Source organism: Actinoplanes sp. NPDC019969 (genome assembly GCF_055562375.1).
The window spans coordinates 394,864-421,040 of record NZ_JBVHFK010000008.1; the positions used below are offsets into that span (position 1 = coordinate 394,864).

General features: G+C 71.2%; 20 protein-coding genes. 11 read left to right on the forward strand and 9 right to left on the reverse strand.

Annotated elements, in window-relative coordinates:
• The first annotated feature begins 6 nt into the window (after positions 1-6).
• Positions 7-906, forward strand: coding sequence for a sugar ABC transporter permease (locus tag ACZ3II_RS25465; RefSeq protein WP_465520220.1), 900 nt, complete (start codon positions 7-9; stop codon positions 904-906).
• A 123-nt stretch (positions 907-1,029) separates the two neighbouring features.
• On the opposite strand, the gene ACZ3II_RS25470 is transcribed toward ACZ3II_RS25465, so the two are convergent.
• A complete protein-coding gene (locus ACZ3II_RS25470; protein ID WP_465520221.1) occupies positions 1,030-2,067 on the reverse strand; it encodes a LacI family DNA-binding transcriptional regulator in 1,038 nt (345 codons plus the stop codon).
• 276 nt (positions 2,068-2,343) lie between these two features.
• Here ACZ3II_RS25470 and pulA point away from each other — a divergent pair, with 276 nt between their 5' ends.
• On the forward strand, positions 2,344-7,806 hold the full coding sequence (gene pulA, locus ACZ3II_RS25475; RefSeq protein ID WP_465520222.1) for a pullulanase-type alpha-1,6-glucosidase: 5,463 nt from the start codon (positions 2,344-2,346) through the stop codon (positions 7,804-7,806).
• 740 nt (positions 7,807-8,546) lie between these two features.
• Positions 8,547-9,101 (forward strand): DinB family protein, encoded by a 555-nt coding sequence (locus ACZ3II_RS25480; protein ID WP_465520223.1) that lies wholly within the window; start codon positions 8,547-8,549, stop codon positions 9,099-9,101.
• A gap of 7 nt (positions 9,102-9,108) precedes the next feature.
• On the opposite strand, the gene ACZ3II_RS25485 is transcribed toward ACZ3II_RS25480, so the two are convergent.
• From ACZ3II_RS25485 to ACZ3II_RS25495, 3 genes are all read right to left on the reverse strand, one after another.
• Entirely contained in the window at positions 9,109-11,508 is a 2,400-nt protein-coding gene (locus ACZ3II_RS25485) for an EAL domain-containing protein (protein WP_465520224.1), read from the reverse strand.
• Positions 11,509-11,571: 63 nt separating this feature from the next.
• Positions 11,572-12,447 carry a sulfite exporter TauE/SafE family protein gene (locus tag ACZ3II_RS25490; protein WP_465520225.1) on the reverse strand — a complete coding sequence of 292 codons (876 nt, stop codon included), beginning with the start codon at positions 12,445-12,447 and terminating at the stop codon, positions 11,572-11,574.
• Between the two features lie 6 nt (positions 12,448-12,453).
• Positions 12,454-14,778, reverse strand: coding sequence for a putative bifunctional diguanylate cyclase/phosphodiesterase (locus ACZ3II_RS25495; RefSeq protein ID WP_465520226.1), 2,325 nt, complete (start codon positions 14,776-14,778; stop codon positions 12,454-12,456).
• 140 nt (positions 14,779-14,918) lie between these two features.
• On the opposite strand from ACZ3II_RS25495, the gene ACZ3II_RS25500 reads away from it, so the two are divergent.
• Genes ACZ3II_RS25500 through ACZ3II_RS25515 form a run of 4 tightly spaced genes read left to right on the forward strand, consistent with a single transcriptional unit; the run spans position 14,919 to position 17,175 of the window.
• Entirely contained in the window at positions 14,919-15,143 is a 225-nt protein-coding gene (locus ACZ3II_RS25500; protein ID WP_465520227.1) for a hypothetical protein, read from the forward strand.
• Between the two features lie 31 nt (positions 15,144-15,174).
• Entirely contained in the window at positions 15,175-15,879 is a 705-nt protein-coding gene (locus tag ACZ3II_RS25505) for a histidine phosphatase family protein (RefSeq protein ID WP_465520228.1), read from the forward strand.
• On the forward strand, positions 15,863-16,708 hold the full coding sequence (locus tag ACZ3II_RS25510) for an NAD(P)H-hydrate dehydratase (RefSeq protein WP_465520229.1): 846 nt from the start codon (positions 15,863-15,865) through the stop codon (positions 16,706-16,708). Before ACZ3II_RS25505 ends, ACZ3II_RS25510 begins: the two co-directional genes overlap by 17 nt.
• A gap of 53 nt (positions 16,709-16,761) precedes the next feature.
• Complete coding sequence (locus tag ACZ3II_RS25515) at positions 16,762-17,175, forward strand: CBS domain-containing protein (protein WP_465520230.1); 414 nt, start codon at positions 16,762-16,764, stop codon at positions 17,173-17,175.
• 44 nt (positions 17,176-17,219) lie between these two features.
• Here ACZ3II_RS25515 and ACZ3II_RS25520 read toward each other — a convergent pair whose 3' ends face one another.
• The 4 genes from ACZ3II_RS25520 to ACZ3II_RS25535 are packed head-to-tail and all read right to left on the reverse strand — an operon-like array spanning position 17,220 to position 21,045.
• Entirely contained in the window at positions 17,220-18,608 is a 1,389-nt protein-coding gene (locus tag ACZ3II_RS25520; protein ID WP_465520231.1) for a diguanylate cyclase domain-containing protein, read from the reverse strand.
• Positions 18,609-18,626: 18 nt separating this feature from the next.
• Positions 18,627-19,649: a hypothetical protein gene (locus ACZ3II_RS25525; protein WP_465520232.1), complete on the reverse strand. Its 1,023-nt coding sequence runs from the start codon at positions 19,647-19,649 to the stop codon at positions 18,627-18,629.
• A gap of 33 nt (positions 19,650-19,682) precedes the next feature.
• Positions 19,683-20,198, reverse strand: a complete 516-nt coding sequence (locus ACZ3II_RS25530) for a hypothetical protein (RefSeq protein WP_465520233.1) — start codon at positions 20,196-20,198, stop codon at positions 19,683-19,685.
• Positions 20,199-20,226: 28 nt separating this feature from the next.
• Positions 20,227-21,045 carry an MBL fold metallo-hydrolase gene (locus tag ACZ3II_RS25535; protein ID WP_465520234.1) on the reverse strand — a complete coding sequence of 273 codons (819 nt, stop codon included), beginning with the start codon at positions 21,043-21,045 and terminating at the stop codon, positions 20,227-20,229.
• A 52-nt stretch (positions 21,046-21,097) separates the two neighbouring features.
• Here ACZ3II_RS25535 and ACZ3II_RS25540 point away from each other — a divergent pair, with 52 nt between their 5' ends.
• The 4 genes from ACZ3II_RS25540 (at position 21,098) to ACZ3II_RS25555 (ending at position 25,480) form a co-directional block, all read left to right on the forward strand.
• The gene (locus ACZ3II_RS25540) at positions 21,098-21,970 is read left to right on the forward strand and encodes an SMI1/KNR4 family protein (RefSeq protein ID WP_465520235.1); all 873 of its coding nucleotides are present in this window, start codon (positions 21,098-21,100) and stop codon (positions 21,968-21,970) included.
• A gap of 45 nt (positions 21,971-22,015) precedes the next feature.
• Positions 22,016-22,495, forward strand: a complete 480-nt coding sequence (locus tag ACZ3II_RS25545; protein WP_465520236.1) for a ricin-type beta-trefoil lectin domain protein — start codon at positions 22,016-22,018, stop codon at positions 22,493-22,495.
• A 254-nt stretch (positions 22,496-22,749) separates the two neighbouring features.
• A complete protein-coding gene (locus tag ACZ3II_RS25550; protein ID WP_465520237.1) occupies positions 22,750-23,160 on the forward strand; it encodes an HIT family protein in 411 nt (136 codons plus the stop codon).
• Between the two features lie 103 nt (positions 23,161-23,263).
• Positions 23,264-25,480: a HelD family protein gene (locus ACZ3II_RS25555; RefSeq protein ID WP_465520238.1), complete on the forward strand. Its 2,217-nt coding sequence runs from the start codon at positions 23,264-23,266 to the stop codon at positions 25,478-25,480.
• Here ACZ3II_RS25555 and ACZ3II_RS25560 read toward each other — a convergent pair.
• Positions 25,477-26,061 (reverse strand): DNA-3-methyladenine glycosylase, encoded by a 585-nt coding sequence (locus tag ACZ3II_RS25560; RefSeq protein ID WP_465520239.1) that lies wholly within the window; start codon positions 26,059-26,061, stop codon positions 25,477-25,479. The two genes, ACZ3II_RS25555 and ACZ3II_RS25560, sit on opposite strands and share 4 nt — an antisense overlap.
• Positions 26,062-26,177: the final 116 nt, after the last annotated feature.

Genomic DNA, 26,177 nt, shown 5'->3' on the forward strand with positions numbered 1-26,177 from the left:
GCCCAGATGACGACCACTCCGCCCGTCGCGGCTCCCCGGAAAGAGACGCCGGCGCCCGTCAACAACAAGCCGCGGCGCGGCCGCCGCAGCATCGGCGCGTCGATCGGCCTGCACGCCACGCTGATCGTGGCCTCGCTGATCGCGATCGGCCCGATCGCCTGGGTGGTGCTCTCCTCGTTCAAGCCCGGGTACGCGGTCAACAGCAGCGAGATCACCCTGGTCAAGGACCCGACGGTCGCGAACTACGAGTACGTGCTGTTCGAGACGAACTTCCCGACCTGGTTCCTGAACTCGGTCATCGTCGCGGCGCTGACCATGCTGATCGGCATCTTCTTCTCGGCCACCACCGGGTACGCGCTGTCGCGGTTCAACTTCCCGGGCCGCCGGTCGCTGATGCTGGTCTTCCTGGTCACCCAGATGTTCCCGGTGTCGATCCTGATCGTCCCGATCTACACGATCATGGCGAACCTGGGCCTGATCAACACGCTCCCGGCGCTGGTCATCGCCTACCTGACGATCGCGGTGCCGTTCTGTGCCTGGATGCTCAAGGGCTACTTCGACTCGATCCCGACGTCGCTGGACGAGGCGGCCTCGCTGGACGGCTGCGGCCCGTTCCGGACCTTCTGGCGGGTCATCCTGCCGCTGGCCCGGCCGGCCATCGCGGTGACCGGTTTCTACGCCTTCCTCACCGCGTGGGGCGAGGTCGCGTACGCCTCGGCATTCATCCAGACCGACGACAAATACACGCTGTCGTACGGCCTCCAGCAGTTCGTGCCGCAGTTCAACGCGCAGTGGGAATACCTCACCGCGGCCGCCGTGCTCGTCACGATCCCGGCCGGAATCGTATTCCTCTTCGCCCAGAGGCATCTCGTCGCCGGCCTTACCGCCGGTGGCACGAAGGGCTGATTCCGAGCATTTTCCGTCAGGCGCCCATCGATTTCCGGTGGGCGCCTGACGGTATTTCGGCCTGCTGTGAGAACGCTCTCTCGATGCGCGAACGGCAGCCGTGCCGCCATCCGCGCATTTTTGTCAGGCGACCGGAACCGCGGCCCGGGCCGGGGCGATCGCCGTCGAGTTGCGCACCACCAGCTCGGGGTGGAACAGGTATTCCGAATGCGGCGCGCCGTGCCCGTTGATCTCGTCGACCAGCGATCGCACCGCGGCCACCGCCATCGCCGCCACCGGCTGGCGCAGCGTGGTCAGCGGCGGATCGGTGAACGGGATCAGCGTGGAGTCGTCGAAGCCGATCACCGAGACGTCCTCGGGGACCCGCAGCCCACGCCGCCGGGCGGCCCGGATCGCGCCGAGCGCCATCATGTCGGAGGCGCAGATCAGGCCGGTCACACCCTTGGCGAGCAGGCGCTCCGCGGCCACCTCGCCGCCCTCCACGCCGAACAGGGTCAGCGAGGTCATCTCGTCCAGCTCGGCGTCGGAGGCGTTCAGCTCGCGCTTCATCGCCGTGCGGTAGCCCTGGAGCTTGCGCTGGGTGTTGATGAACCGGTTGGGGCCGGAGATCAGGCCGATCCGCTTGTGGCCCAGGGCGATCAGGTGCATCACCGCGAGCTCGCCGGCGACCCGGTCGTCACACGAGACGAACGGCGCCTCCAGCTCCTTGGCGTAGCCGTTGACCAGCACGATCGGCAGCGGCCGGTCGAGCAGGCGCTGGTAGCGGGAGCGGTCGGAGGTGGTGTCGGCCGACAGCGAGGAGATGAAGACGATGCCGGAGACCTGACGGTCCAGGAGCATCTCCACGTACTCGTCCTCGGTGACGCCGCCGGGGGACTGGGTGCACAGCACCGGGGTGTAGCCGTGCTGGGCCAGCGTCGACTCGATCACCTGAGCGAACGCGGGGAAGATCGGGTTCTCCAGCTCGGGCACCACCAGGCCGACGAGCCCGGCGCTTCTTTTCCGAAGGCGTTCCGGGCGTTCGTAACCGAGCACATCGAGGGCGGTCAGGACCGCCTGTCGGGTTTCAGCGGAGACGCCGGGGCGGTCGTTAATGACACGCGACACCGTCGCCTCACTGACCTGAGCCTGTTTGGCGATATCGGCCATTCGCGCACGCATGGTCTCACTCTAGTCGTCCGTTGTCTGCTCGGCATGGTCCTGAAAGGTCTTCCATTCCATGCAAGACCTTGCTAACGTCCCGGCAACAGGAACGATACAGGCCGATCGTTCGATGGAACGGGCCATGAACGGCTTTTCGGCTGTGTTGCCGGCGGCGCGTCGTCGAGCCTGTCGGACGCCACCCTACTCCGAGTGCTTCCGGCGGGTTCCGTGCCGGGGCAGCGTGCAGAAATATATAACAGTCAATCCGATACCACCGAATCGGAAGGGTGCGCTGTGGCACCGAGAAGACCCCTACACCGCCGTCTGAGACTGGGCGCAGCGCTGCTCAGCCTCTTCCTCCCACTGCTCGCCGTGCCGGCCGCCGGCGCCGTCGCGGCTCCGTCCGTTCCGAGCGACGCCGTCGTGGCCAAGTGGGGCTCCGACAACAACCCGACGTCGGGGGAGCAGTTCTACTTCGTGCTCCCGGACCGGTTCGCCAACGGCGACCGGAAGAACGACAAGGGCGGCCTCTCCGGCGACCGCCTCACCACCGGGTACGACCCCGCCGACAAGGGCTTCTACCACGGCGGCGACCTCAAGGGCGTGATGGACCGCCTGGACTACATCCAGGGCCTCGGCACCACCGCGATCTGGCTCGCCCCGGTCTTCAAGAACCGTCCCGTGCAGGGCGTCGGCAAGGACGTGTCGGCCGGCTACCACGGATACTGGATCACCGACTTCACCCAGGTCGACCCGCACTTCGGCACCAACGCCGACCTCAAGAAGCTGGTCGGCCTCGCGCACAAGCGCGGCATGAAGATCTACCTGGACATCATCGTCAACCACACGGCGGACGTGATCAGGTACGCGGAGAACACGTACACGTACGTCGACAAGGCGGACTCGCCGTACACCGACATCGACGGGCAGCCGTTCGAGGACCGCAACTACGCGACCTCGCGGGAGTTCCCGAAGACGGACGCCACGTCGTACCCGTACACCCCGGTCTTCGGCAGTAAAGCGGACTCGACCGTCAAGAAGCCCTCGTGGCTCAACGACGTGAACATGTACCACAACCGCGGTGACTCGACCTTCGCCGGCGAGAACAGCGAGTACGGCGACTTCCAGGGCCTCGACGACCTCTTCACCGAGCGTCCCGAGGTGGTCGAGGGCATGACGAAGATCTACGGTGACTGGGTCAAGAACACCGGCATCGACGGGTACCGCCTCGACACCGTCAAGCACTCCAACCTGGAGTTCTGGCAGCAGTGGGCGCCCGGCGTCCAGAAGGCCGCGGCGAAGGCCGGCAAGAAGGACTTCTTCATGTTCGGCGAGGTCTACAGCGCCGACCAGGAGATCCAGTCGACCTATGTGCGTGAGGGCAACCTCCAGGCGACCCTGGACTTCTCGTTCCAGGAGACCGCGCGCGGCTTCGTCACCGGCAACAGCGGCGCGGACGCGCTGACCAGCCTGTACGCCAAGGACGACCTCTACACCGCCCGGGACACCGGCGCGGACCGGCTGCCGACCTTCCTCGGCAACCACGACATGGGCCGGATCGGCTCCTTCATCGCCGCCGCGGCGACCGCCGACACCCAGCTCAAGCGCGACCAGCTCGCCCACGAGCTGATGTTCCTGACCCGGGGCCAGCCGGTCGTCTACTCCGGTGACGAGCAGGGCTTCACCGGGCCGGGCGGCGACAAGGACGCCCGCCAGGACCTGTTCGCCAGCAAGTCGGCGGACTACCTGGACGACGACCTGATCGGCACCGACCGCACCCACGCGGTCGACAACTACGACACGGCGCACCCGGTCTACCAGACGATCTCCGCGCTGGCGAAGCTGCGCAAGGCGAACCCGGCGCTGGTCACCGGCACCCAGGTGACCCGGTACGCGGCCGAGGGCCAGGGCGTCTTCGCGGCCTCCCGCATCGACAAGGCCAAGCGCGGCGAGTACGTGGTCGCGGTCAACAACGCCACCACCGCGCAGACCGTCAGCTTCGCCACCGGCACGCCGAACGCCACGTTCGCCGGGATCTACGGCGGCGCGCAGGCGGTCACCTCGGACGCCGACGGCAAGATCACCATCACCGTGCCGGGACTGTCCTCGGTCGTCTACAAGGCGGGCACCGCGATCGCCGTACCCGCAAGCGCTCCGACCGTGACCATCAGCAGCCCGAAGGCCGGCGCATCGGTCGCCACCCGCACCGAGATCGTCGCCGACGTCATCGGTGACCCGCTGTCCACCGTGACCTTCGCCGCCCAGGCCGGCAACGGCGAGTGGAAGCTGCTCGGCACCGCCGACAAGGCGCCGTACCGCGTCTACCATGACCTGACCGGGCTCGCCGGGAACACCCCGGTCCGCTACAAGGCGGTGGTCCGCGACAGCAAGGGGCGTCTCGCGTCCTCGACCACGAACATCACCGTCGGCACCCCGGTGGCGCAGTCCACCGCCGGGTACGCGGTCGTGCACTACCAGCGGCCCGACGGCGGGTACGACGACCAGAACCTGTACGTGTGGGGCGACATCGACCCGTCGATGTCCACCACCTGGCCGGACGGGCAGCCGTTCACCGGCGAGGACTCGTACGGCAGGTTCGCCTACGTGAAGCTCAAGCCGGGCGCGAAGAGCGTCGGGTTCGTGGTGGTCGACGACGAGGGCAACAAGGACGTCGACGCCGACCGGACGATCACCATCGGCGCCAACCCGGAGATCTGGATCAAGCAGGGCGACGCCGCGGTGTACCCGACCCGGCAGGCGGCCACCGGCCAGCCCGACCCGGCACAGGACCCGAACAAGGCGATCCTGCACTGGAAGCGCGCCGACGGGAACTACGACGGCTGGGGCCTGCACGTCTGGGCCGGCGCGGCCGGCCCGACCGACTGGTCGAGCCCGCTGCTCCCGGCGCGGATCGACAGTTACGGCGCGGTGTTCGAGGTGCCGCTCGCGGCCGGCGCGACGTCGCTGAGCTACATCATCCACCGGGGTGACGAGAAGGACCTGCCGACCGACCAGTCCCTCGACTTCGCCAAGGCGGGGCGTGAGGTCTGGCTGCTGGCCGGCCAGGAGGCGCGCCTGCTGCCGCTGGTGAAGACCACCACCGCCGGCGGCGGCGTGGTGGACGTGACCAAGTCGGCCGCGGTCTGGCTGGACCGGGGCACGATCGCCTGGAAGACCGGCACGGGGACCACGCTCGAACCGGTCGGCGCGGGGACGGACGGCAAGATCTACAACCTGGTGTACGCCGCCAACGGTGGCATCGGGGTCGCTGACGGTGAGCTGACCGGGACCTACTCGACGCTTGCTCTCGCCGCGCGGCGCAACGGCCTCACCGAGGCGCAGCGTGAGGAGTTCCCGCACCTGTGGCAGTACGGCGCCTTCAACCTCAGAAATACTGATGTTTCGAACATTCTGCGCGGCCAGGTCGTGGTCACCGAGCGCGACGCCACCGGCAAGCTGCTCTCTGCCACGGGCGTCCAACTGTCCGGTGTCCTCGACGACATCTACGGTGCGGCGGTGAAGGAGAACCTCGGCCCGGTCGTCAACGGCAGGAAGGCGAGCGTCGCCGTCTGGGCGCCGACCGCCCGCAGCGTCGAACTGGAGCTGTACGACACCGCCGGCCAGGCCACCCCGGCGCTGGTCCCGCTGACCCGCGACAACCGCACCGGCGTCTGGTCCGGCCGCGGCGACTGGGCCGGCAAGTTCTACAAGTTCCGGGTGACGGCGTGGCAGCCGGCCGCGCAGAAGATCGTCACGGCGTCGGTGACCGACCCGTACTCGGTGGCTCTCACCGCCGACTCCACCCACAGCCAGTTCGTCAGCCTGTCCGACCCGGCGCTCGCTCCGGCGGGCTGGTCCGGCCTCAAGAAGCCGGCGGCTGTCGCCGCTGCGAAGATCCAGATCTCGGAGCTGTCGGTCCGGGACTTCTCGATCGCCGACAGCACCGTGGCCGCGGAGAAGCGAGGCACGTTCAGCGCCTTCACCTCTCCCTCCTCGGCCGGGATGAAGCACCTGGCCGAGATCTCCAAGGCCGGCGTCACCCACCTGCACCTGCTGCCGGCGTTCGACTTCGCCACCATCCCGGAGAAGCGCGCCGACCAGCAGCAGCCGCCCTGTGACCTGGCGTCGCTGCCGGCCGACTCGGAGGAGCAACAGGCCTGCATCGCCAAGGTGGCCGCCACCGACGGCTACAACTGGGGTTACGACCCGCTGCACTACACGGTTCCGGAGGGCGGCTACGCGGTCGACCCGGCCAAGCGCACCCAGGAGTTCCGCGGCATGGTCGCGGGCGTCAACCAGGCCGGCCTGCGGGTCGTCATGGACGTCGTCTACAACCACACCTCGGCCGCCGGCACGGACGCCAAGTCGGTGCTCGACCAGATCGTGCCCGGCTACTACCACCGGCTGCTCGAGGACGGCGCCGTCGCCAACTCCACCTGCTGCGCCAACACCGCGCCGGAGAACGCGATGATGGGCAAGCTCGTCGTCGACTCGATCGTGACGTGGGCCAAGCAGTACAAGGTCGACGGTTTCCGCTTCGACCTGATGGGCCACCACCCGAAGGAGAACATCCTGGCGGTGCGCAAGGCCCTCGACAAGCTCACGCTTGCGCGTGACGGGGTCGACGGCAAGAACATCTATGTGTACGGCGAGGGCTGGAACTTCGGCGAGGTGGCGAACGACGCCCGCTTCGTCCAGGCCACGCAGCTCAACATGGGTGGCACCGGGATCGGCACGTTCAACGACCGGCTCCGGGACGCGGTCCGCGGTGGCGGCCCGTTCGACGGCAACCCGCGCATCCAGGGCTTCGCGTCCGGTCTGGCCGGCGCCCCCAACGGCGATGCGGCCAACGGCACCGAGGCGGAGCAGAAGGCGCGCCTGCTGCACTACCAGGACCTGATCAAGGTGGGCCTGACCGGCAACCTGGCCGACTACACGTTCACCGACTCGGCGGACGCCGTCGTCAAGGGCTCGCAGGTCGACTACAACGGGGCGCCGGCGGGATACACCGTCGACCCGGGTGACGTGATCACCTACGTGGACGCGCACGACAACGAGATCCTGTACGACTCCCTCGCCTACAAGCTCCCGCAGGCGACCACGGCAGCCGACCGGGCGCGGGCCCAGTCGGTGGCGCTGGCCACCACGATCCTCGGGCAGGGCGCGGGCTTCGTCACCACCGGCAGCGAGCGGCTGCGGTCGAAGTCCCTCGACCGGAACTCGTTCAACTCCGGCGACTGGTTCAACGAGATCATCTGGGACTGCGCTGCCGGTAACGGTTTCGGTCGCGGTCTGCCGCCCAAGGCGGACAACGAGGCGAAGTACCCGTACGCCAAACCGCTCCTCGCCGACAAGTCCCTGGTTCCGGACTGCGCCGCGATCAACCTGACCGACGCCACCTACCAGGAGCTGCTGAGGATCCGGAAGTCCACGCCGGCCTTCGGTCTCGCCACCGGCAAGGCCGTCCAGCAGCGCGTCGCGTTCCCGCTCTCCGGCCGGAACGAGACCCCGGGCGTGATCACCATGACGATCGACGCCCGCGGCGTGGACCGCCAGTACAAGTCGATCACTGTCGTCTTCAACGCCGGCACGACCACCGCCACCCAGACGGTGCCCGCGCTCGCCGGCAAGAAGGTCGCCCTGCACCCGATCCAGCGGTCGTCCGCGGACCCGGTGACGCGTACCGCCTCCTTCGCGGCCGCCACCGGAACGCTGACCGTCCCTGCCCGAACGGTCTCGGTCTTCGTGCAGAACTGAGAAGCCGGCCGGACCGGCGCCGTCCCCTTCCACCACGGCGCCGGTCCGGTCCTCTCCCTGATCACGGCCACTGCTCACCTCGCTTGCCGCGGGGGTGGGTGGTGGCCGTTTCCATGCTTGCTTGCTGGGGGGACGGTTGTGGGCGGGGCATGGCTCACTCCGGGCGGTCAGGCTCGATCCCTCCGTGAGCCATGCCCCGCCCACAACCTCGCGTGGATCCGGAATCCGGTCCGCTGTCAGCTCACGGCCACCTTTCCTTGCGGTCTGTCGACCCTGCTGATGTACGCCGTAAGCCCCGCCCCGCACCAACCGTTCCATCTCGCCTCCCACTGCTATCTGTCGCCGCCCGCCGCCCGCCGCCCGCCGCCCGCCGCCCGCCGCCCGCCGCCCGCCGCCCGCCGCCCGCCGCCCGCCGCCCCTCCGCCGCTCGTCCCGCCGCCCGTCGCCCGCTCGCCGCCGCCGCCGCGGCTCGCGATCTTGTGCGAGGCGCACCGGCCTCGCTGGCCCAAGATCAGTAAGGCCCGCGATCTTGGATTCGGAACACCGGCTTCCCGGATACCGGCGCACAAGAAGGGGCACGATGCCGATCTTGGGTACCTCGACCCGGTGGCGAATTCCCAAGATCAGGCATGGGCTACGGTCCCGCAGCGCACAAGTTCGCACGCGGCGATCGCTGTGGGCGGGAGTTCGACGGCGAGAGCGTCACCCCGGGCCGGCTTCTCCGGGTGCATTCTGGAGGCATGAGCGTCGACTGGACCCATGTGCTCCATGAACAGCTCGATCTGCACTGGCGTGCCCAATTACGTCCCGGTCTCGACGGTTTGACCGACGAGGAGTATTTCTGGGAGCCCGCGCCCGGCGCCTGGAACGTCCGCCGCCGTGGCACCAGCACCGCGAAGATGGCGGCCGGCGATGGGGACTTCACGATCGACTTCGAGTTTCCCGAGCCGGTTCCGGCGCCGGTCACCACGATCGCCTGGCGTCTCGGCCACATCATCGTCGGCGTTCTGGGCGCCCGGGTCGCGAGTCATTTCGGCGGTCCGGCGGTCGATTACGGCAGTTTCACCTACGCAGCCACCGCGGCTGGGGCGCTGGAGCAGCTCGACACCGCGTACGCCGGCTGGAGTGCCGGTGTCACGGCCCTGGACGAGAAGGGTCTGACGCGGGAGTGCGGTCCGGCCGAGGGCCACTACGCCGCCGAGCCGATGAGCACGCTGATCCTGCACATCAACCGTGAGGTGATCCATCACGGCGCGGAGATCCTGCTGTTGCGCGACCTGCACCGGCACCGCTGAGCGGCGGTCAGGGGTTGAGGGCGGGCACCGAGAGACGGTCCCGGAGCTGGTCGGCGGGCTGCGGGCGGCCCAGGTGGTACCCCTGGGCGTACTTGCAGCCCATCACGGTGAGCAGGGCCAGCTGGTCGGCGTCCTCGACGCCCTCGGCGACGACGCGCAGGCCGAGCGTGTGGCCGAGCTGCATGATCGCGCTGACCAGTTCCTGCTGGCGGCCGTTGCCGACCAGGCCGTTGATGAACGAGCGGTCGATCTTGAGGACGTCGACCGGGATGTCGCGCAGGTAGCCCAGTGACGAGTACCCGGTGCCGAAGTCGTCGATCGCGATCTTCACGCCGAGCTGCCGCAGTTCCTCGAGGCGGGCCGAGGTCACCGCGAGGTCGCGCATCATCACCGTCTCGGTGAGTTCCAGGGTCAGGCAGTGCGGGGACAGGCCGGTGGTGGCCAGGGCGTAGGCGACGTGGTCGGTGAGGTCCGGCAGTTCCAGGTGGGCGGCGGACAGGTTGACGCTGACCCAGGCCGGCGCGGTCGCCGGGCTCTCCTCCTGCCAGCGGCGGACCGTGCGGCAGGCCTCGAGGAGGATCCACCGGTCGATCTCGATGATCATGCCGGTCTCCTCGGCGAGCGGGATGAACGAGCCCGGCTGCTGCAGCCCGCGGTGCGGGTCCTGCCAGCGGACCAGGGCCTCGGCCCCGGAGACCTGGCCGCCGGGCAGTGCCACCACGGGCTGCAGGTGCAGGCGCAGTTCGCCGCGGTGGACCGCCTCGCGCAGGCGGTTCTCCTGGTCGAGCCGGTGCAGCAGTTGTTCGTGCATCCGGGTCTCGAACACCATGAAGCGGTTCTTGCCGAGGTCCTTGGCGGCGTACATGGCCACGTCGGCGTTGCGGACCACCTCGTCGGCGTCGGTGAACCGGGCCGCGTCCGGGACGACGCCGATGCTGACCGTCACCACCGCCTCCCGGCTGTGCACCACGAACGGCCGGGCGATCGTGTCGAGGCAGGCGCGGGCCAGTTCCTCCACTATCGGCCTGCCGGCGGCCTCCAGCAGGACGGCGAACTCGTCGCCGCCGAGCCGGGCCACCGTGTCGTGCGGGCGCAGGACCGCGGTGAGGCGTTCCGCGGCGGTACGCAGCAGCAGGTCGCCGGCGTTGTGCCCGAGGCTGTCGTTGACCCGTTTGAACCCGTCCAGGTCCAGGTAGAGCAGGGCGATCTCCTCGCCGGAGGCCCGGGAGCGGGTGAGCGCGTGTTCGAGCCGGTCGAGCAGCAGCTTGCGGTTGGGCAGTCCGGTCAGGCCGTCGTGCAGGGCCTGGTGGCGCAGGTCGTACTCCAGGTCCCGCTGCCGGGTCACGTCGCGCAGCACGATCACCGCGCCGACCTTCTCGATCTCGCTGATCGTGTACTCGACCCGGACCGCGGTGCCGTCCGGCCGCTGCAGGCGTCCCTCGTGGGTGCCGCTGACCAGGCCGGCGCCGGCTTCCGGGAGCAGCACCGTCGCCTCCCGCTGGAGCAGCCCGCCGACGCCGAGCCCGGTGATCCGCCCGGCGGCCTCGTTGGCGAAGGCGATCCGCCCGCCGGAGTCGATGCCGCAGATGCCCTCGCCGGCGTTGGCCAGGATGCTGTCGGTGTACTCCTTGGCGAGGATCTCCCGGGCGGAGCGTTCCAGCTGTTCGGCCATCGAGTTGAAGGCCCGGGCGAGCCGGCCGATCTCGTCGCCGCCGTCCCAGGGCACCCGCTGGGAGTAATCGCCGCCCCGGATGGTGCGGACCGCCGTGGTGAGCGAGGTGATCCGGCGGGTCAGCGAGCCGGCCAGCACGAGGCCCAGGCCGAGCACCAGCACGATGACGACGACGGCGGCGACCAGGGTGATCAGCTGGGACTGGCGGGTCGCGGCCATCATCTGGTCGTAGATCGGGGTGTACTCGACGATCACCGCGCCGACCGTCTTGCCGGCCTTGTTGTGCATCGGCACCACGACCTGCTTGATGCCGCCGGGGTAGTCGTCGCTGGTCTCGACGAAGACCCGGGACTGCCCGTCGGCGATCGTCCTGCCCACCTCGTTGCCGAGGTCGTGGTCGAAGAACTGGCCGACGTTCGCGAGGACCACGTCGCCGATGATGTATTTGGCGTAGTCGACCACCACGGCGTCGCGGTGCTGGGTCTCGTGCAGCCGCTGCAGGTAGTTGTTGAGCGCGGTCGCGCTGTAGTACAGGGGCGAGACGATCTCGCTCGTGCTGGCGACCGGCAGTCCCAGCGTGACGTCGAGGGCGACGCTCTGGCCGAGCCGAATGGCCTCCTGGGTGGCTGCTTTCTCGGCCGATGCGGCGTTGGCGTGCCAGGCGACCATGGCGGTCGCCGCCACCAGCAGAGCGACCAGCAGATAACCGCCCAGAAGCTTTTGACGTACGTTCATTCTCGCCCCCACCCCCGACGTTGCCCTACTTCGGCAGGTCAGATGCGGGGATGAAGGGAAAAATCAGGAAACGCCGCTTCCGGCCCGCTCGCGTGACGACGCTCGCCCGGCGATGCCGATCCCGGCGGCGATCACCGTCGCGACCCCGGCGGCCACCCCGACCACCAGCGTGGGCAGATCGAACAGTTTGAGCGCGCTGGCCAGCAGCACGATCACGAGTGCGGCGCGGACCAGGCCGCCCGGCGCCCGCGAGGAGATCCGGGAGCCGATCAGCACGCCCGGGATGGAGCCGAGGATCACCGCCCCGGCGATGTCGAGCTGCAGGTCGCCGAAGAGCGCGTGGCCCAGCGCCGCCGCGGTGACCAGCGGGACGGCCTGGATCAGGTCGGTGCCGACCAGGTCGTTGGCGCGCAGCGCCGGGTAGAGGGCGAGTAGCGCCACGATGATCAGCGAGCCGGAGCCGACCGAGGTGAGCCCGACCACCAGGCCGCCCATCACGCCGATCAGCACGGTCGGCACCGGCTTCACGGTGATCGGGGCGGCCGGCCCGTCCCCGCCGCGGCGGCCGGTCCAGGCCTTGAGCAGCATGCCGCCGGCGGCCAGCAGCAGCGCCACCCCGAGGGCGATCCTGACGGCGTGCTGGACGCTCTCATCGCTGCCGAACAGGTCGAGCAGCAGCACGCCCAGGAACGCGCTGGGGATGCTGCCCACGCAGAGCCAGCGGACCAGACTCCAGTTGACGGTGCCGCGGCGGGCGTGCACCCAGCCGCCGAACGGTTTCATGATCGCGCTGGCGGCCAGGTCGCTGGAGATCGCGGCGACCGGATGGACGCCGAAGAGCAGCACCAGGATCGGGGTCATCAGCGCGCCCCCGCCCATCCCGGTGAGCCCGACGATGATGCCGACACCCAGCCCGGCCAGCGCCATGATCGGATCCATGAGGCGTCAGCCTGCCGGACGAACGCCTGTCTTGTCTACTAAATCAGTTGAGATTGTCGAGTTTCCGGCGGTGATGACGAGGCTGATGTCGGACGCGCTCAGCGGGCGCGCGAAGTGGAAGCCCTGAGCGAACCGGTAACCGGCCTGATGCAGGCGTTCGGCCTGCTCAGCGGTCTCCACTCCCTCGGCGACCGCCTGCATCCGCAGACCCTCGGTGATGCCGATCAGGCTGTCCACGATCACCGCCTGCCGGCTCGGCGTGGTCACCCCGTCGACGAACGACTTGTCCACCTTCAGCCAGCCCACCGGGCAGTCCACCAGCAGGCTCAGCGACGACTGGCCGGTGCCGAAGTCGTCCAGCGCGATGCTCAGGCCCTGCCCGGCCAGCGCCCGGATCGCCTCGAGCGCCATACCGGTGCCCATCACCGCGGTCTCGGTGACCTCCACCACCAGGCGGGCCGGGTCCAGCCCGGCCGCCGACAGCAGCGCCGCCATCTCGTCCGGGAAGCCCGGTTCGCCCAGCTGCCGGGCCGACACGTTGACGCTGACCTTGGCCGGGGCGTCCGGGCCGTGTTCGCGCTGCCAGCGGGCCGCCTGCCCGATCGCCTGTTCGAGCACCCAGCGGCCGAGTTCGACGATGTGGCCGTTGCGCTCGGCGAGCGGGATGAACACGGCGGGCGAGACCAGGCCGTGTTCCGGGTGCCGCCAGCGGACCAGCGCCTCCACCCCGGCGAGCCGGCCGTGCGGCAGCTCGACGATCGGCTGGAAGAGCAGGAACAACTCGTCGCGGATGATCGCCTGGCGCAGGTCGGCGGCGAGCCGGGCGTCGGTGGCGGCGAGCTGGTCCATGATCGGGTCGAACCAGGTCCAGCGGGCGCCGCCGGCGGTCTTGGCCGCGTACATCGCCACGTCGGCGCGGCGCAGCAGCTCCCCGGCGGTGTCGTCGGGCCGGCTCGCGGTGATGCCGACGCTGACCCGCGGCGCCATCTCCAGGCTGCCGTCCAGCACCGGCGCCTGCACCACGGCCAGCAGTTCCCGCATCAGCTCGCCGGTGCCGGCCTCGGTCAGGCCGGGCAGGAGCAGGGTGAACTCGTCGCCGCCGAGCCGGGCCACGGTGTCCTCCGGGCGCAGCCGGTCCCGCAGGCGCCGGCTGATCGTCCGCAGCAGCGCGTCGCCGGTGTGGTGGCCGTACCGGTCGTTGATCGTCTTGAAGTCGTCCAGGTCGAGCAGGGCGACCACGAACGGCTCGCCGGCGGCCAGACGGGCGGTGATCTCGTCGGAGTACGCCGACCGGTTGCCGATCCCGGTGAGCGCGTCGTGCGTCACCTGGTGGTCGAGCTGCTTGAGGCTGGCGTCGACGGTGTCCAGCAGGCTGGCGTTGTCGCGCAGGGTGGTGAGCTGCCGCAGCACCACCAGCACGGTGACCGCGGTGGCGGCGACGGCCATCAGCAGGTTCTCGCCGCCGCCGGGCGCCACGTAGTGCAGCACCGTGGCGTAGAGCAGGACGACCGAGAGGTACGGGACCACGCTGAACCGCCGCGACACCGGCCGGGCCTGCGGCTGCCGGTCACTGCGCAGGCGCTGCCGGCGGGCGGCCAGGATCGCGGTGATCGCCGACATCGGGAACGCGACCAGAATGGTGTGCAGGTACGGCCGGTCGACGATGAACGGCGCGACCGCCCCCATCGCGGCGGCCAGCCCGACCCCGGCGGACAGGATGTGCAGGGCGCCCCGGTCCAGCCGGCCGGCCCCGGCGAACGCCACCTTCACGAAGGTGATCAGCGAGACCACCGCGACCACGATGATCACCACGACCGAGCGCGGGGTGGCGTTCGGCGACGCCGAGAAGTCGATCCGGCTCAGCGAGTAGTGCCAGACCAGCACCCCCGCGGTGATCACGATGATGCCGGTGTCCAGACCGAACCGCAGCCAGTCGCCACGGGAGCGCTGCCAGGTCGGCAGCCGCAGCAGCGCGATCAGGACCATGGCGAGCGCGAGCGCGAAGCCCGTCTGGGTGCGCAGCGAGATCACCTGGGAGAGGACCGGGCCGGCCAGCGCGTCGTACATGCCGCTGAACAGGGCCGGGATCAGCGTCGCGCAGCCGATGCCGAGGCGGGCCCAGAACTTGCGGGTGTCCGGGTCCAGGTCGGCGCAGCGGGCGGTCCGGGCGCACTCGTACGTGGCCAGACCGGCCAGCGCCGGGAGGGTGAGCCACGGCAGGACCGGGATGCTCCAGACGTGCCAGAGCCCGATGACGAACCACGCCAGCACGAAGACGGCGAGGCTGAGTGTGATCAGGAGCGGCGGATCGAGCCGGCGTCGGACCTGCATGCCGGAACAATCGGGAGCCGGGCGTCCGGGCGTAGGAAATGTCGGGCCGATCGCAATTCTCAAGACCGCCTCAGCCGGGCCGATCACTACGCCTCGAACGGCGGCCGCACGGACCGCCCGTACCCGGAGGTGCCCGCCCGGTGGATCCGCTGCTGCTGCTTCTGCGCGAAGAGATGTCCCACCGCCTGTCCGGCGTCGCCGGCACGATGGCCGCGACCATGGAGGTGCTGACCGCCACCCGCGAGATCGCCGGCGACGTACGCGGCACCGAGGCGCTGCGGGCCGCGATCGAGGAGCTCGGCGCCACCCGGCAGAACCTGCTCGACCAGGCCCGCACCCTGGAGGCGTTCGCGCCGAGGGGATAGCCTCGGCGTCACCGGGGTAACTGCCAGCGACATGGAGCGACTGGAGTGGCTCGCCGTGGTCCGGCACGGCTTGAGCACCGGCAACGTGACCGCCCAGGAGGCCGAGACCGCCGGCCTGGAGCTGATCGACATCCCGGAACGCGACGCCGACGTGCCACTGGCCCCGGAGGGCCGGGAGCAGGCCGAGGCCGTCGGCCGGTTCCTCCGGGAGAACCCGCCCGACGTGGCGATCGTCTCGCCCTACCTGCGGACCCGGCAGACCGCGGAGATCGCGCTCGGCGACAGCGGTGTCCCGGTCGTCGTCGACGAGCGGCTGCGCGACCGTGAGCTGGGCGTCCTCGATCTGCTCACGGCCCGGGGCGTGCAGGCCCGGCTGCCGGACGAGGCGGCCCGGCGGTCCCGGCTGGGCAAGTTCTACTACCGGCCGCCGGGCGGCGAGTCCTGGGCCGACGTGCTGCTGCGGCTGCGCGCCCTGCTGCGCGAGATCCGCGAGGACCACCCCGGCGGGCGGGTGGTCCTCTTCGCGCACGAGGCGACCGTGCTGATGGTCCGCTACCTCGCCGAGAAGATGAGCGAGCCCGAGCTGATGGAGCTCGCCCACCGGACCGCCATCGCGAACTGCTCGATCAGCAGCTGGCGCGGCGAGCAGCCGGAGCTGTTCAACTCGGTCGACCATCTGCGCCGCGAGGACGCCCCGCACACCCGGCAGGAGGACGTCAATGCCGAGCCGGTCTGAGGAACGCGTCGTCACGCCCGCGCTGCTGCGGGACTGGGCGCTGCCGGAGCCGGAGGGCGACAAGACGTCCCGCGGCACCGTGCTGGTGGTCGGCGGCGCCCGCTGCACCCCGGGCGCGGTGCTGCTGGCCGGGCTGGCCGCGCTCCGGGCCGGCGCGGGCCGGCTGCAGATGGTGGTCGCGGGGGAGTCGGCGGTGCCGCTGAGCATCGCCGTGCCGGAGGCCAAGGTGCTCGGCTTCGGCCCGGACGGCGAACCCACCGAACAGGTCCTGGAGCTGGCCGGGCGGGCCGACGTGATCGCGCTCGGACCCGGCCTCGACGACATCGACGGTACGATCCGGCTGATGGGGGCGGTGCTCGGCGCCGCGTCCGCGGACACCGGGGTGGTGCTGGACGCGTACGCCCTCGGTGCTCTCAGCAAGGAACCCGCGCTGCTCACCCAGTCCCGCGCCGTGCTCACCCCCAACCTGGTCGAGGCCGGGCACCTGCTGGGCCGCGAGCTCGGCGACGACCTGGCCGGCGCGGCCGCCGAGCTGGCGTCCCGGCATCAGGCGGTGGTCTCCCTCTACGGCCACATCGCGGCGCCCGACGGCCGGGCCTGGCGGGAGGAGAGCGGCCACATCGGGCTCGGCACCTCCGGCAGCGGCGACGTGCGCGCCGGGATCGTGGCCGGGCTGCTCGCCCGCGGCGCGGATCCGGCACAGGCGGCGTGCTGGGCGGCGTTCGCGCATGCCGTCGGCGGTCAGCGGCTGGTCCCACGGTACGGCCGGGTCGGCTTCCTGGCCCGCGAACTGGTCGACGAGGTGGCATCGACGATTGCCTCGGTCTGAAACGGGTACGCCGTGTTACGACACCGTTACGACAAGAGAAGGGATGCTCTGTCATGACGACCGCCCGCGAGATCATGAGCCGCGACGTCACGTGCGCGCAGGAGAAGGAGACGCTGGCCGAAGCCGCGCGCAAGATGGCCGACCTCAACGTCGGCTCACTGCCGATCTGCGGCGACGACAACCGGCTCCACGGCATGATCACCGATCGTGACATCGTGCTCAAGGCGGTGGCGCAGGGCCGCAACCCCGGCGAGGTCCTGGCCGGTGAGCTGGCCCAGGGCAAACCGGTGACGATCGGCGCCGACGACGACGCCGCCGAGATCCTGCGCACCATGGCCCAGCACAAGGTGCGCCGCCTCCCGGTGATCGACGGCCACCAGCTGGTCGGCATCGTCGCCGTCGCCGACGTGGCCCGCGCGCTGCCGGACAACCCGGTCGGCGACCTGATCGACGCCATCAGCGAGTAACACACGCCCGGGGGAGGGGCGGTGCGGCTGCCGTCCCTCCCTCGTCATGCCGCGACCGTGACCCGGCCCTTCCCGGCGGACTTCGCCGCGTACATCGCGGTGTCCGCGTCATGCATCAGCGCGTCCGCGTCCGCGTGATCGCGCCACACCGCCACCCCGATGCTGCCCCGCGGCGCCAGCTCCACCCCGGACACCACCAGCGGTTCCTGCACCGAGGTCAGCAGACGTTCGGCGACCAGCACCGCGTCCTCCGGCGAATCCATGCCGTCGAGCAGCACCGCGAACTCGTCGCCGCCGAGCCGGGCCGCGGTGTCCGCGCCCCGGATCCCGTCGCGCAGCCGCTGGGCCACCGCCACCAGCAGCTGGTCGCCGGCCGCGTGCCCGTACGTGTCGTTGACCGCCTTGAACCCGTCCAGGTCGAGCAGCAGCAACGCGACCGGGCTGCCCCGGCGGGCCCGGGCGGCGGCCTGCTCCAGGTGGTCGCGCAGCAGCGGCCGGTTCGCCAGCCCGGTCAGGTTGTCGTGGAACGCCTGATGACGCAGGTCGGCGGCGTGCTCGGCGTTGCGCAGGCCCAGCACGGTCTGCGCGGCCAGGGCCTCCAGCGACGGCATCACGTCGGCGGGGATCGGCACGTCACCACCGACCATCAGGGTTCCGTAGTGGTGCTTGTCGCTGCGCAGGGTCAGCGTCACCCGTACCGCGGAGATGTCGCCGGCCAGCAACGCGGCCGGGACCGGGCCGGCGACCGTGCTCACCGCCTCCCCGCCCGGGGTGTTGCCGGTGACCGCCGACCAGCCGCCCGGCAGACCCCCCAGCAGCTCCTCCGCCGCCTCCGCCGCGTGCCGGCAGATCGTCTCCCGGTCCGACGTGGTGACCAGGGTGGACCCGAGCCGGGCGAAGACCCGCTCGCGGGCCGCGGCCTGCTCCTGACGCCGGGTGCTCTCCGCGACCGCGGCCGTGAACAGCGCCAGCGGCGGCACCCCCGCGGTCTGCTGAAGAAAGACACCGAGCTGACCGGGTTCGGTCAGAGCGATCGCGGCCACCGACGCGGCGAAGAGCGAGACGGTGAGCAGCAGCGCGTGCCGCCAGGTGCCGTAGAGGCCGCGGAACGAGACCGTCACGAACAGCAGGCCCAGGGTGATCAGCCAGTTGTGCGAGCCGTACCCGATCAGGCCCAGCGCCAGCGCCTCCACCGGCGCCGCCCACAGCGGGAACCCGCCGCGCCGGTACCCGCGCAGCCACCACCAGCCCAGCGTCACCGCGGCGGCGACCGCCGCGACCCGCCATCCCAGCGGCGCGTCGTCGCTGCCCAGCGTGCGCGGCACGGTGGTCACCAGGTTGAACAGGATGAAGATCAGGAAGAGCCAGCGGATGCGAGCGCCGAGGTGTCGCGGCGGTGCCATCCGGCGGAGCCGGTCCGGTGCCCGTGTCATGCGATCATGATCGGCACGTCAGCCGTCGAATGAAGCCCAGTCCAGTCCGAGCCGGCGCAGCCGGCGCAGCGCCGACCGGTTGCGGGCGCCCACGTAGACCTCGAACCAGTCCGCGTCGCCCCCACCGACCAGAGCGATCAGATCCGGTCCGGCGTAGAGCCGCGAGTGCGCGCACGGCCAGCGCAGCGGCCGTAGCGGCACCCGGCGCAGCGGCGCGACGATCCGCCGGGCCTGCGCCCGGTCGGTGAACGCCATCCCGCCCGGGCTGCCGTCGATCGCCGCCCGGGCCAGGACGGACAGCAGCAGGAACGCCCCGAGCCGCTCCCGCTCCCGCAACGGCTGATCACTGAGTCCGTCGTAGTAGACGTGCGGATCGTCCACCCCCGCGTCGATGAGCAGCCGGAACGTCCCGTCCCCGCCCTCCCCGAAGATCAGCGTGCCGTCCGGGCCGCCGGCCCGCGGCTCCGGGTGCACGCGCAGCGCCCCGCGATAGAGCCCGGCCCGCCCGGCCGCCGCCCGGTGGAACGCCCGCAACGGCTCCGGCTGGCCCTCCCCGGCCACCGGCTCCCCGGGCGGCACATCGGCGTACCAGTCGGCGGTGAACTGCTCCAGGGCCTTGACCGGGTCGTCCGGCAGCAGGTCCAGCCAGTCCGTGCCGGGCTGCCCGGCGACCGTGCCGGCCGTCGTCAGCAGATGCTCCGGAAGCGGCGTGTCCAGCCGCAGGTCCACGCGCTGCAGCACGCCCCGGCGCCGGCCCAGCCCGGTGACCCGGGCGGTGCCCAGCGTCAGACAGCCGCCGGGCAGCCTCGCGAACACCCGCAACCCCGGGCCGTCCCCACCGGTCATCCGGCCCTCCACCAGGCGCGGGAACGGCCCCGGAACGGTCAGGTCCTCGGCGTTGCGCACCCCGGCCACGATCACGACGGTGGCGTCCGGCCCGGCCGCGAACCGGGCCTCCCCGGCCTCGTGCACCCGCGCGCCGGGCCCGGCCGCAGCGAGGGCATCGGCCTCGGCGACGACGGACCAGAGGCGGATCTCCACCGGCCCACGGTAGATGCCGCCCGCCAGAGCCGGTCAGTGGTCCTCGTGGTCGAGCGCCCGCGCCGCGCACAGGAACGTGCCGCCGACCGCGAACGCCCCCAGCACCGCCAGCGAGATCTGCGTCTCGTGGTCGACCTGACGCTCGTACGTCGCCTGGTCGACGACCGTCTCCCGGTTGTTGTCGACCAGCACGTACCGCCCGCCCTGCTGTTGCGGGGCGCCGTCGAGCGCCACGAACGCCAGCACCAGCGCCAGCCAGAACCCGGCGAACACCAGCGCCGCCAGCGCCGCGCCCCACATCGGCACGTGCGGCGGCACCCAGGACGCCAGCCGCCACAGCCGGCGCGGCTGCTGGGTCCGGTATCCGCGCCGGTTCGCCAGGATGCCGGCCGCGAACCCGGGCACGGTCAGGATCGCGGCGAACCCCACCGCGATCGGCGTGATCACCGGGCGGGCCCCGAGGGCCATCGCCACGATCAGGGCGGCCGACCACAGCACACCGGCCCCGCACACCACACTCAGCCACAACAGCCCGCGACGCGTGATCATCACCGCTGACGCTAGTGGCCGTGGTCCGTCAGTGGAGGCGGTTTCCCGCTACCGGGCTCGGCGCCAGCGTGACCGTCTCCCCGCGCCCGATCGGGCGTACCCCGTCCAGTGACCGTTCCCGGCAGGCGCCCAGATAGTCGCTCAGCGGCGACTTCATCACCCGGTAGTCGTCGTAGTGGATCGGCAGCGTCATCCGCGGCCGGATCAGCCCGGTCAGGTCGGCGCCCTGCCGCCCGTCCATGGTCAGCAGCAGCCCCAGCAGCCGGGTCCCGCCCAGGTGGATGAGCATCGCGTCGATCTCCCCGCAGCGTTCCCGGATCTCGCCGAGGAACGGCCGGTACAGGGTGTCCCCGGTGACGTACAGCCGCAGCATCGCCTGCCCGTCGACGGCCCACTCGATCAGCGACCCCATCACGTCCGGCAGCAGCCGGTCCACCAGCCCCGGCCCGTGCCGCCCCGGCAGCGCCGTCACCCGCAGGGTCTGCCCCTCCCGCCGCCACTCCTGGGCCTCCCAGGTAGGCAGCCCGAGCGTCTTCTCGAACCGCTTGCGCCGCAGCTTCCGCTGCGCCTGCGGGGTGGTCACGATGGGCATGTCCGCCGGGATCGCCCGGCGCGCCGCGCGATCGAAGTGGTCACCGTGCAGGTGCGACAACAGGACGGCGTCGGGCTTCGCCAATGGGGGGTACGCCACCGCGGGGTCCCGCAATCTCCTGCTCCACGCGCCGTACCCGAGGTACACCCGGCTCCCCGCCATCCCGAACGCCGGGTCGGTGAGCAGCGTGAACACCCCCAGCTTGAGCAGCGTCGTCGCATTCCCCACGAACGTCACACTCGCGTCGGTACTCATCTCCCGCGCCTACCCCCACCCCCACCCCGCAAACCGCTCGTACCCTGGCCCCGTGCCGGATCCCCGCCTGCAGCGCATCACCACCAAACTGGCCGAGGCCCGTTCCCGCCCCGAGTTGTGGAAGGACGACTTCGCGACGAAGGAGCACGCTTTCCGGGTCGGGCCACCGCTCCCGGAATCCGAGGTGGCCTCGTTCGAATCGCGGCACGGTGTGACCCTTCCGAAGGAATACCGCCTCTTCCTCCGTCATGTCGGGGACGGCATGGCCGGGCCGGGATATTGGTTGCACCCGCTCGCCGAGACCGGCCCTCGTGGCCTGGCCCGGCCCAGCCCTTATCTGCCCGGCCGCCGTTACACCGGCGACTGGGAGGAACGCTACGAGGAGCCACCCGGCCCGGGCCGGGTGATGCTGCCCGGCACGCTGCCGGTCTCCGCCCACGGCTGTGGGCTGACCACGTTGCTGGTGGTGACCGGGCCGGCCCGGGGCCGGCTGATCAACGTCGACTTCGACAGCCGGAGCGACGTCCACGTGCTGGACGACCCCGACTTCCTGACCTGGTACGAGCGATGGCTGGACGAAGCCCTGGCCGGACGCTTCGAGAACTGGTTCGGCGAACGGTCACCGCTCGGCGAGGCGGAGTTGCTGGACCTGCTGACCGGGAACCCGTCCGCGGAATGCCGGGTGGCGGCCGTGGAGTCGCTCCGCATGGTCCTCGGCCTGCTGCGGGATCCGGATCGGCTGGTGCGGTCCAGCGGTGTTGCGGCCGTCGGATCTCTCGGGCTCGACCACCTGCACCCGGCGCTGCGGGACATGCGGAAGACCGAGACGGATCCGTGGGTCCGCCATCACCTCGACCGGTGCCTCTCACGCTCGGCGGATTCCTGGGCGGACCCATGGGCCACTGTCCCGCCCGGTGACGGATAGCCGAAACGCCTGCGTGACCGCACCCGCTGTTCCTAGAGTGATGCGATGGTCCTGCGTGGTGTGCTGCTGCCGATGCTGATCGCTGCCGGGCTGCTCGGTGCTCCGCCGGCGCCCGCGGCCGCGGTGCCCGCCCCGCCGCCGCTGCACCAGGGGTGGATCATCACCGAGCAGACGCCGTACCGCTGCCTGACCGGCGGTATCATCGGCACCCCCCTGCACACGACGGCCTGCGACCGGGCGAACAAGGCCCAGGACTTCTACCAGACCAGCGACGGTCATTTCACCCAGGGCGAGTTCTGCGTCCAGCCCCGCGGCACCCGGCCGGGGTCGAAGGTCAAGGTGTCGGCCTGCACCTACAAGCCGGAACAGAACTGGTGGTACACCACGACCCTGCAGGCCGGCGACAAGAAGGGCCGCTGCCTGACCGAGGTCTCCGTGGACAGCGTCACGGGCCAGGGCACCGTACGCCTCGAGGACTGCACCGGAAGGTCCAACCAGCAGTGGCGTTCCCTCAACCCCTGGTGAACCGCCACCCTTCCCCACCCCGACAACCGTCCCGGCCGACGGTCGCCGGCCGTCGTTCAGGTGGGTTTTCGGGTGGGCGTAGCCGTCGTGGCGTACAGCTGGCGGTTCGGCCGTCGGCCAGGCCGGTCTTGGGAGAGGTGTGACCGTCCTGGGGGACGGCTGGTGGTGTCTCAACTGCCGGGAGACAGCGGGGGAATCCGTGCGGGCGCGGTCACGGGCACCCCCGGCGATCGAGGATCGTTTATGGTTCCGGGATGGGGGAGGACGGTTGTGCCTGGTGCGGGGAGCGGCGTGACGAGACCGGCTTCGGGCTGCGGGTCTGGTCGGGGCGGGTCACCGACGCCTATTTCGCCCGGCGCGCGTTCGCCCGTGGCTGTGCCGTGGTGGTGTGGCGGGGCCGGCACGTGGTGGAGCCGATCGACCTGAGCCCGGTCGAGGCCGACCTGTACCACCGTGAGGTCCTGACCGTGGGCCGCGCCATCCGTGACTGTTTCCGGCCGGCGCGCCTGGATTTCGTGACCGCCGGCGATGACGAGCCGCACCTGCACACCCATGTGACCGCGCGGTATCCCGGCGACCCGCCGGACGTCCGGCTGATCCCGCCGCTGCTGGAGGAGCATGCCTGGCGTGCTGACGCGGCGGCGCTGCGGGTGTTGATGAACTGAGCGCGGGACAAACCCCGGAAAGAGGCGTACGCTCGTACGTCTCCGCGTCTTATTGGAAGGACGCGGAGTGAACCACTATTAGAATAAGCCTTGGGGGCCCGTGGTGTCAAGTCTGTCAAGTCCCGCGGACGCGTTCGCTGAGGAACAGGACCACCTCGCCGTGATCTACGGCCACCTCGACGAGATGCGAGAGCGGATCCGGGAGCGCCTGGCCGGCCAGTGGAGTCAGGCCGGCGGCACCCCGCAGGAGCGGCGGCAGCGCGACTTCGCCGCCCGGGACTACGCCGGCCGGCTGGCCCGGTACGAGGCCGTCGAGTCCGGACTGTGCTTCGGCCGCCTCGACCCGCACGACGGCGCCCCGCTGCGGATCGGCCGGCTTGGCCTGCGCGGGGAGGGGGAGGACCCGGTGCTGGTCGACTGGCGGGCGCCGGCGGCCCGGCCGTTCTATGTGGCGACCGCTGTCACCCCGTACGGCATGGCCCGTCGCCGTCATATCCGCACCCGTGGCCGTACCGTCACCGGTCTGGACGACGAGGTCTTCGATCCGGACCTGGCGGCCGTAGGCGGACCGCTGGTCGGGGAGGCCGCGCTGATCGCGGCCCTGGACGCGCATCGGACCGGCCGGATGCGCGACATCGTCGAGACGATCCAGGCCGAGCAGGACCGGGTGATCCGCTCGCCGGCCGGTGGGGTGCTGGTCGTGCAGGGCGGGCCCGGCACCGGCAAGACCGCGGTGGCCCTGCACCGGGCCGCCTACCTGCTCTACACCTACCGCGAGCAGCTCAGCGCACGCGGCGTGCTGATCGTCGGCCCGAACCCGACGTTCCTGCGCTACATCTCGCAGGTGCTGCCGTCGCTGGCCGAGACCGGGGTGCTGCTGGCCACGCCCGCCGACCTGTACCCGGGGGTGACGGCCCGGCGCGCCGAGACGCCCGAGGTGGCCGAGGTGAAGGGCCGGGCGGAGATGGTGGACTTCCTGGAGCAGGGGTTGCGGGACCGGCAGCGGGTGCCGGAGACGCCGCGCACGATCGAGGTGGACCGGCACGTGCTGCGCCTGGACCGGTACGACTGCGAGCCGCCCCGCCGCCGCGCCCGCGAATCGGGGCGGCTGCACAACCTGGCCCGCCCGATCTTTGTCGCCGGGATCCTGGACGTGCTCGCCGCCCAGGTCGCGGAGAAGATCGGCGACGACCCGTTCTGGGACGACCCGCTGGGCGCGGACGACGCGCCGGGCGTGCCGAACGTGCTGGACGACGCCGACCTCGCGGACATCCGCGGGGATCTGGCGGAGGACCCGGCGGTGCTCGCGCTCCTCGACGAGCTGTGGCCGGTTCTCACACCGGAGAGATTCCTGAGCGACCTGTACGCCTCGACCGCGCACCCGGAACTCCACCGTCCCGCCGGCGGCGGCTGGACCGCGGCGGACGTCCCGTTGCTGGACGAGGCGGCGGAGCTGCTCGGCGAGGACGACCGGGCGGCGCGGGCCCGCGCGGCGCTGATCGAACGGCGGCGGCTCGAGTACGCGCAGGGGGTGCTGGACATCAGCGCGGGCTCCCAGTCGTACGAGGCCGAGGACGACGTCGAGGCCGAGATCCCGAACGCCGCGGACGTGCTGGAGGCCGGGATGCTCGCCGAACGGTACGCCGACCGGCGGTCCCTGTCGGCCGCCGAGCGCGCGGCGGCGGATCGCAAGTGGGCGTTCGGGCACGTCATCGTCGACGAGGCGCAGGAGATCAGCCCGATGGCGTGGCGGATGCTGATGCGCCGGTGCCCGAGCCGGTCGATGACCGTCGTCGGTGACCTGGCCCAGACCGGTGCGCTGGGCGGGCCGGGGTCGTGGGGGGAGGTGCTGTCGCCGTACGTCGCCGATCGCTGGCGCCTCGCCGCGCTGACCGTGAGTTACCGGACCCCCGCGGAGATCATGTCGTTCGCCGGCCGGCTGCTCGCCGACGCCGTCCCGCCGATCGACCTGCCCCGGCCGGTCCGGTCCACCGGTGTGGGCCCGGACGAGCGGACCGGCGGCCCGGCCGACCTCGCCGCCCTGGTCACCGCCCGGACGGGCGGGCCGGGCAGTCTCGCGGTGATCACCCCGGTGAGTCGGCGGGCCGAGGTGGCCGCCGCCCTGCCCGGTCTCGGCCAGGACCTGGAGGAACCGGCCGTGCTGCTCACCGTCACGCAGGCGAAGGGCCTGGAGTTCGACGCCGTGGTCCTGGTCGACCCGGAGATCATCCGGACCGAGTCGCCGCGCGGGACCAACGACCTGTACGTGGCCCTGACCCGCGCCACTCAGCAGCTCACCGTGTTCCGGACGGAGATCTAGACGCGGCGTTTGGGGGTGTGGCGGCGGTAGGCGCTGACCGTCGGGTCGCCGGTGATCCAGAAGCGCCACGGCACGTCGTGGGCCGAGGTCACCCCGACCCGCGGTCCGGCCGAGACCGGCCCGGCCGGACCGTCCGGCGGCAGCAGCAGGGCCGGGCCGTCGCCGAACAGCGGCGTGTCGTTGGCGCTCCGGTCCAGCGCGAGCACCTGCAGCATCTTGGCCGGTCCGGCGGCCAGCCCGGCGTCGGTACGGGCCGCCGGGCGCCGCTGCCGGGCGAGTTCGATCCCGTCCACCACCTCGCCGGCCCGCAGCAGCACCGCCGCGGCCCGCCCGTCCTCGCCGCAGACGACGTTCGCGCAGAAGTGCATGCCGTAGATCTGGTAGACGTACAGCCGGCCGGCCGGGCCGAACATCACCGCGTTCCGGCCGGTGCGGCCCCGGTGCGCGTGGCTCGCGGGGTCCTCGCCGAGACCGCTGTACGCCTCCACCTCGGTGATCCGCACGGTCACCCCGTTCGCCCGGAGCCGCCATCCGAGCAACTCCCGGGCCGCCTCGTCGACCTGGTCCGCGGGTAGTTCCATCCACCGATACGTCACCGGTCCAGCCAAGCACGCGAGGTGCGCGGTCCGGCGGTCAGGGCAGCGTGTTACCGGTGGGTAGTGCGGATCTCCACCGACATCGATATAGTTCGTCGCCT

Coding starts and splice junctions, on each gene's coding strand:
- ACZ3II_RS25465 (WP_465520220.1), top strand. CDS start 7: ATGACGACCACTCCGCCCGTCGCGGCTCCCCGGAAAGAGACGCCGGCG.
- ACZ3II_RS25470 (WP_465520221.1), bottom strand. CDS start 2,067: ATGCGTGCGCGAATGGCCGATATCGCCAAACAGGCTCAGGTCAGTGAG.
- ACZ3II_RS25480 (WP_465520223.1), top strand. CDS start 8,547: ATGAGCGTCGACTGGACCCATGTGCTCCATGAACAGCTCGATCTGCAC.
- ACZ3II_RS25485 (WP_465520224.1), bottom strand. CDS start 11,508: ATGAACGTACGTCAAAAGCTTCTGGGCGGTTATCTGCTGGTCGCTCTG.
- ACZ3II_RS25490 (WP_465520225.1), bottom strand. CDS start 12,447: ATGGATCCGATCATGGCGCTGGCCGGGCTGGGTGTCGGCATCATCGTC.
- ACZ3II_RS25495 (WP_465520226.1), bottom strand. CDS start 14,778: ATGCAGGTCCGACGCCGGCTCGATCCGCCGCTCCTGATCACACTCAGC.
- ACZ3II_RS25505 (WP_465520228.1), top strand. CDS start 15,175: ATGGAGCGACTGGAGTGGCTCGCCGTGGTCCGGCACGGCTTGAGCACC.
- ACZ3II_RS25510 (WP_465520229.1), top strand. CDS start 15,863: ATGCCGAGCCGGTCTGAGGAACGCGTCGTCACGCCCGCGCTGCTGCGG.
- ACZ3II_RS25515 (WP_465520230.1), top strand. CDS start 16,762: ATGACGACCGCCCGCGAGATCATGAGCCGCGACGTCACGTGCGCGCAG.
- ACZ3II_RS25520 (WP_465520231.1), bottom strand. CDS start 18,608: ATGACACGGGCACCGGACCGGCTCCGCCGGATGGCACCGCCGCGACAC.
- ACZ3II_RS25530 (WP_465520233.1), bottom strand. CDS start 20,198: ATGATCACGCGTCGCGGGCTGTTGTGGCTGAGTGTGGTGTGCGGGGCC.
- ACZ3II_RS25535 (WP_465520234.1), bottom strand. CDS start 21,045: ATGAGTACCGACGCGAGTGTGACGTTCGTGGGGAATGCGACGACGCTG.
- ACZ3II_RS25545 (WP_465520236.1), top strand. CDS start 22,016: ATGGTCCTGCGTGGTGTGCTGCTGCCGATGCTGATCGCTGCCGGGCTG.
- ACZ3II_RS25550 (WP_465520237.1), top strand. CDS start 22,750: ATGGGGGAGGACGGTTGTGCCTGGTGCGGGGAGCGGCGTGACGAGACC.
- ACZ3II_RS25560 (WP_465520239.1), bottom strand. CDS start 26,061: ATGGAACTACCCGCGGACCAGGTCGACGAGGCGGCCCGGGAGTTGCTC.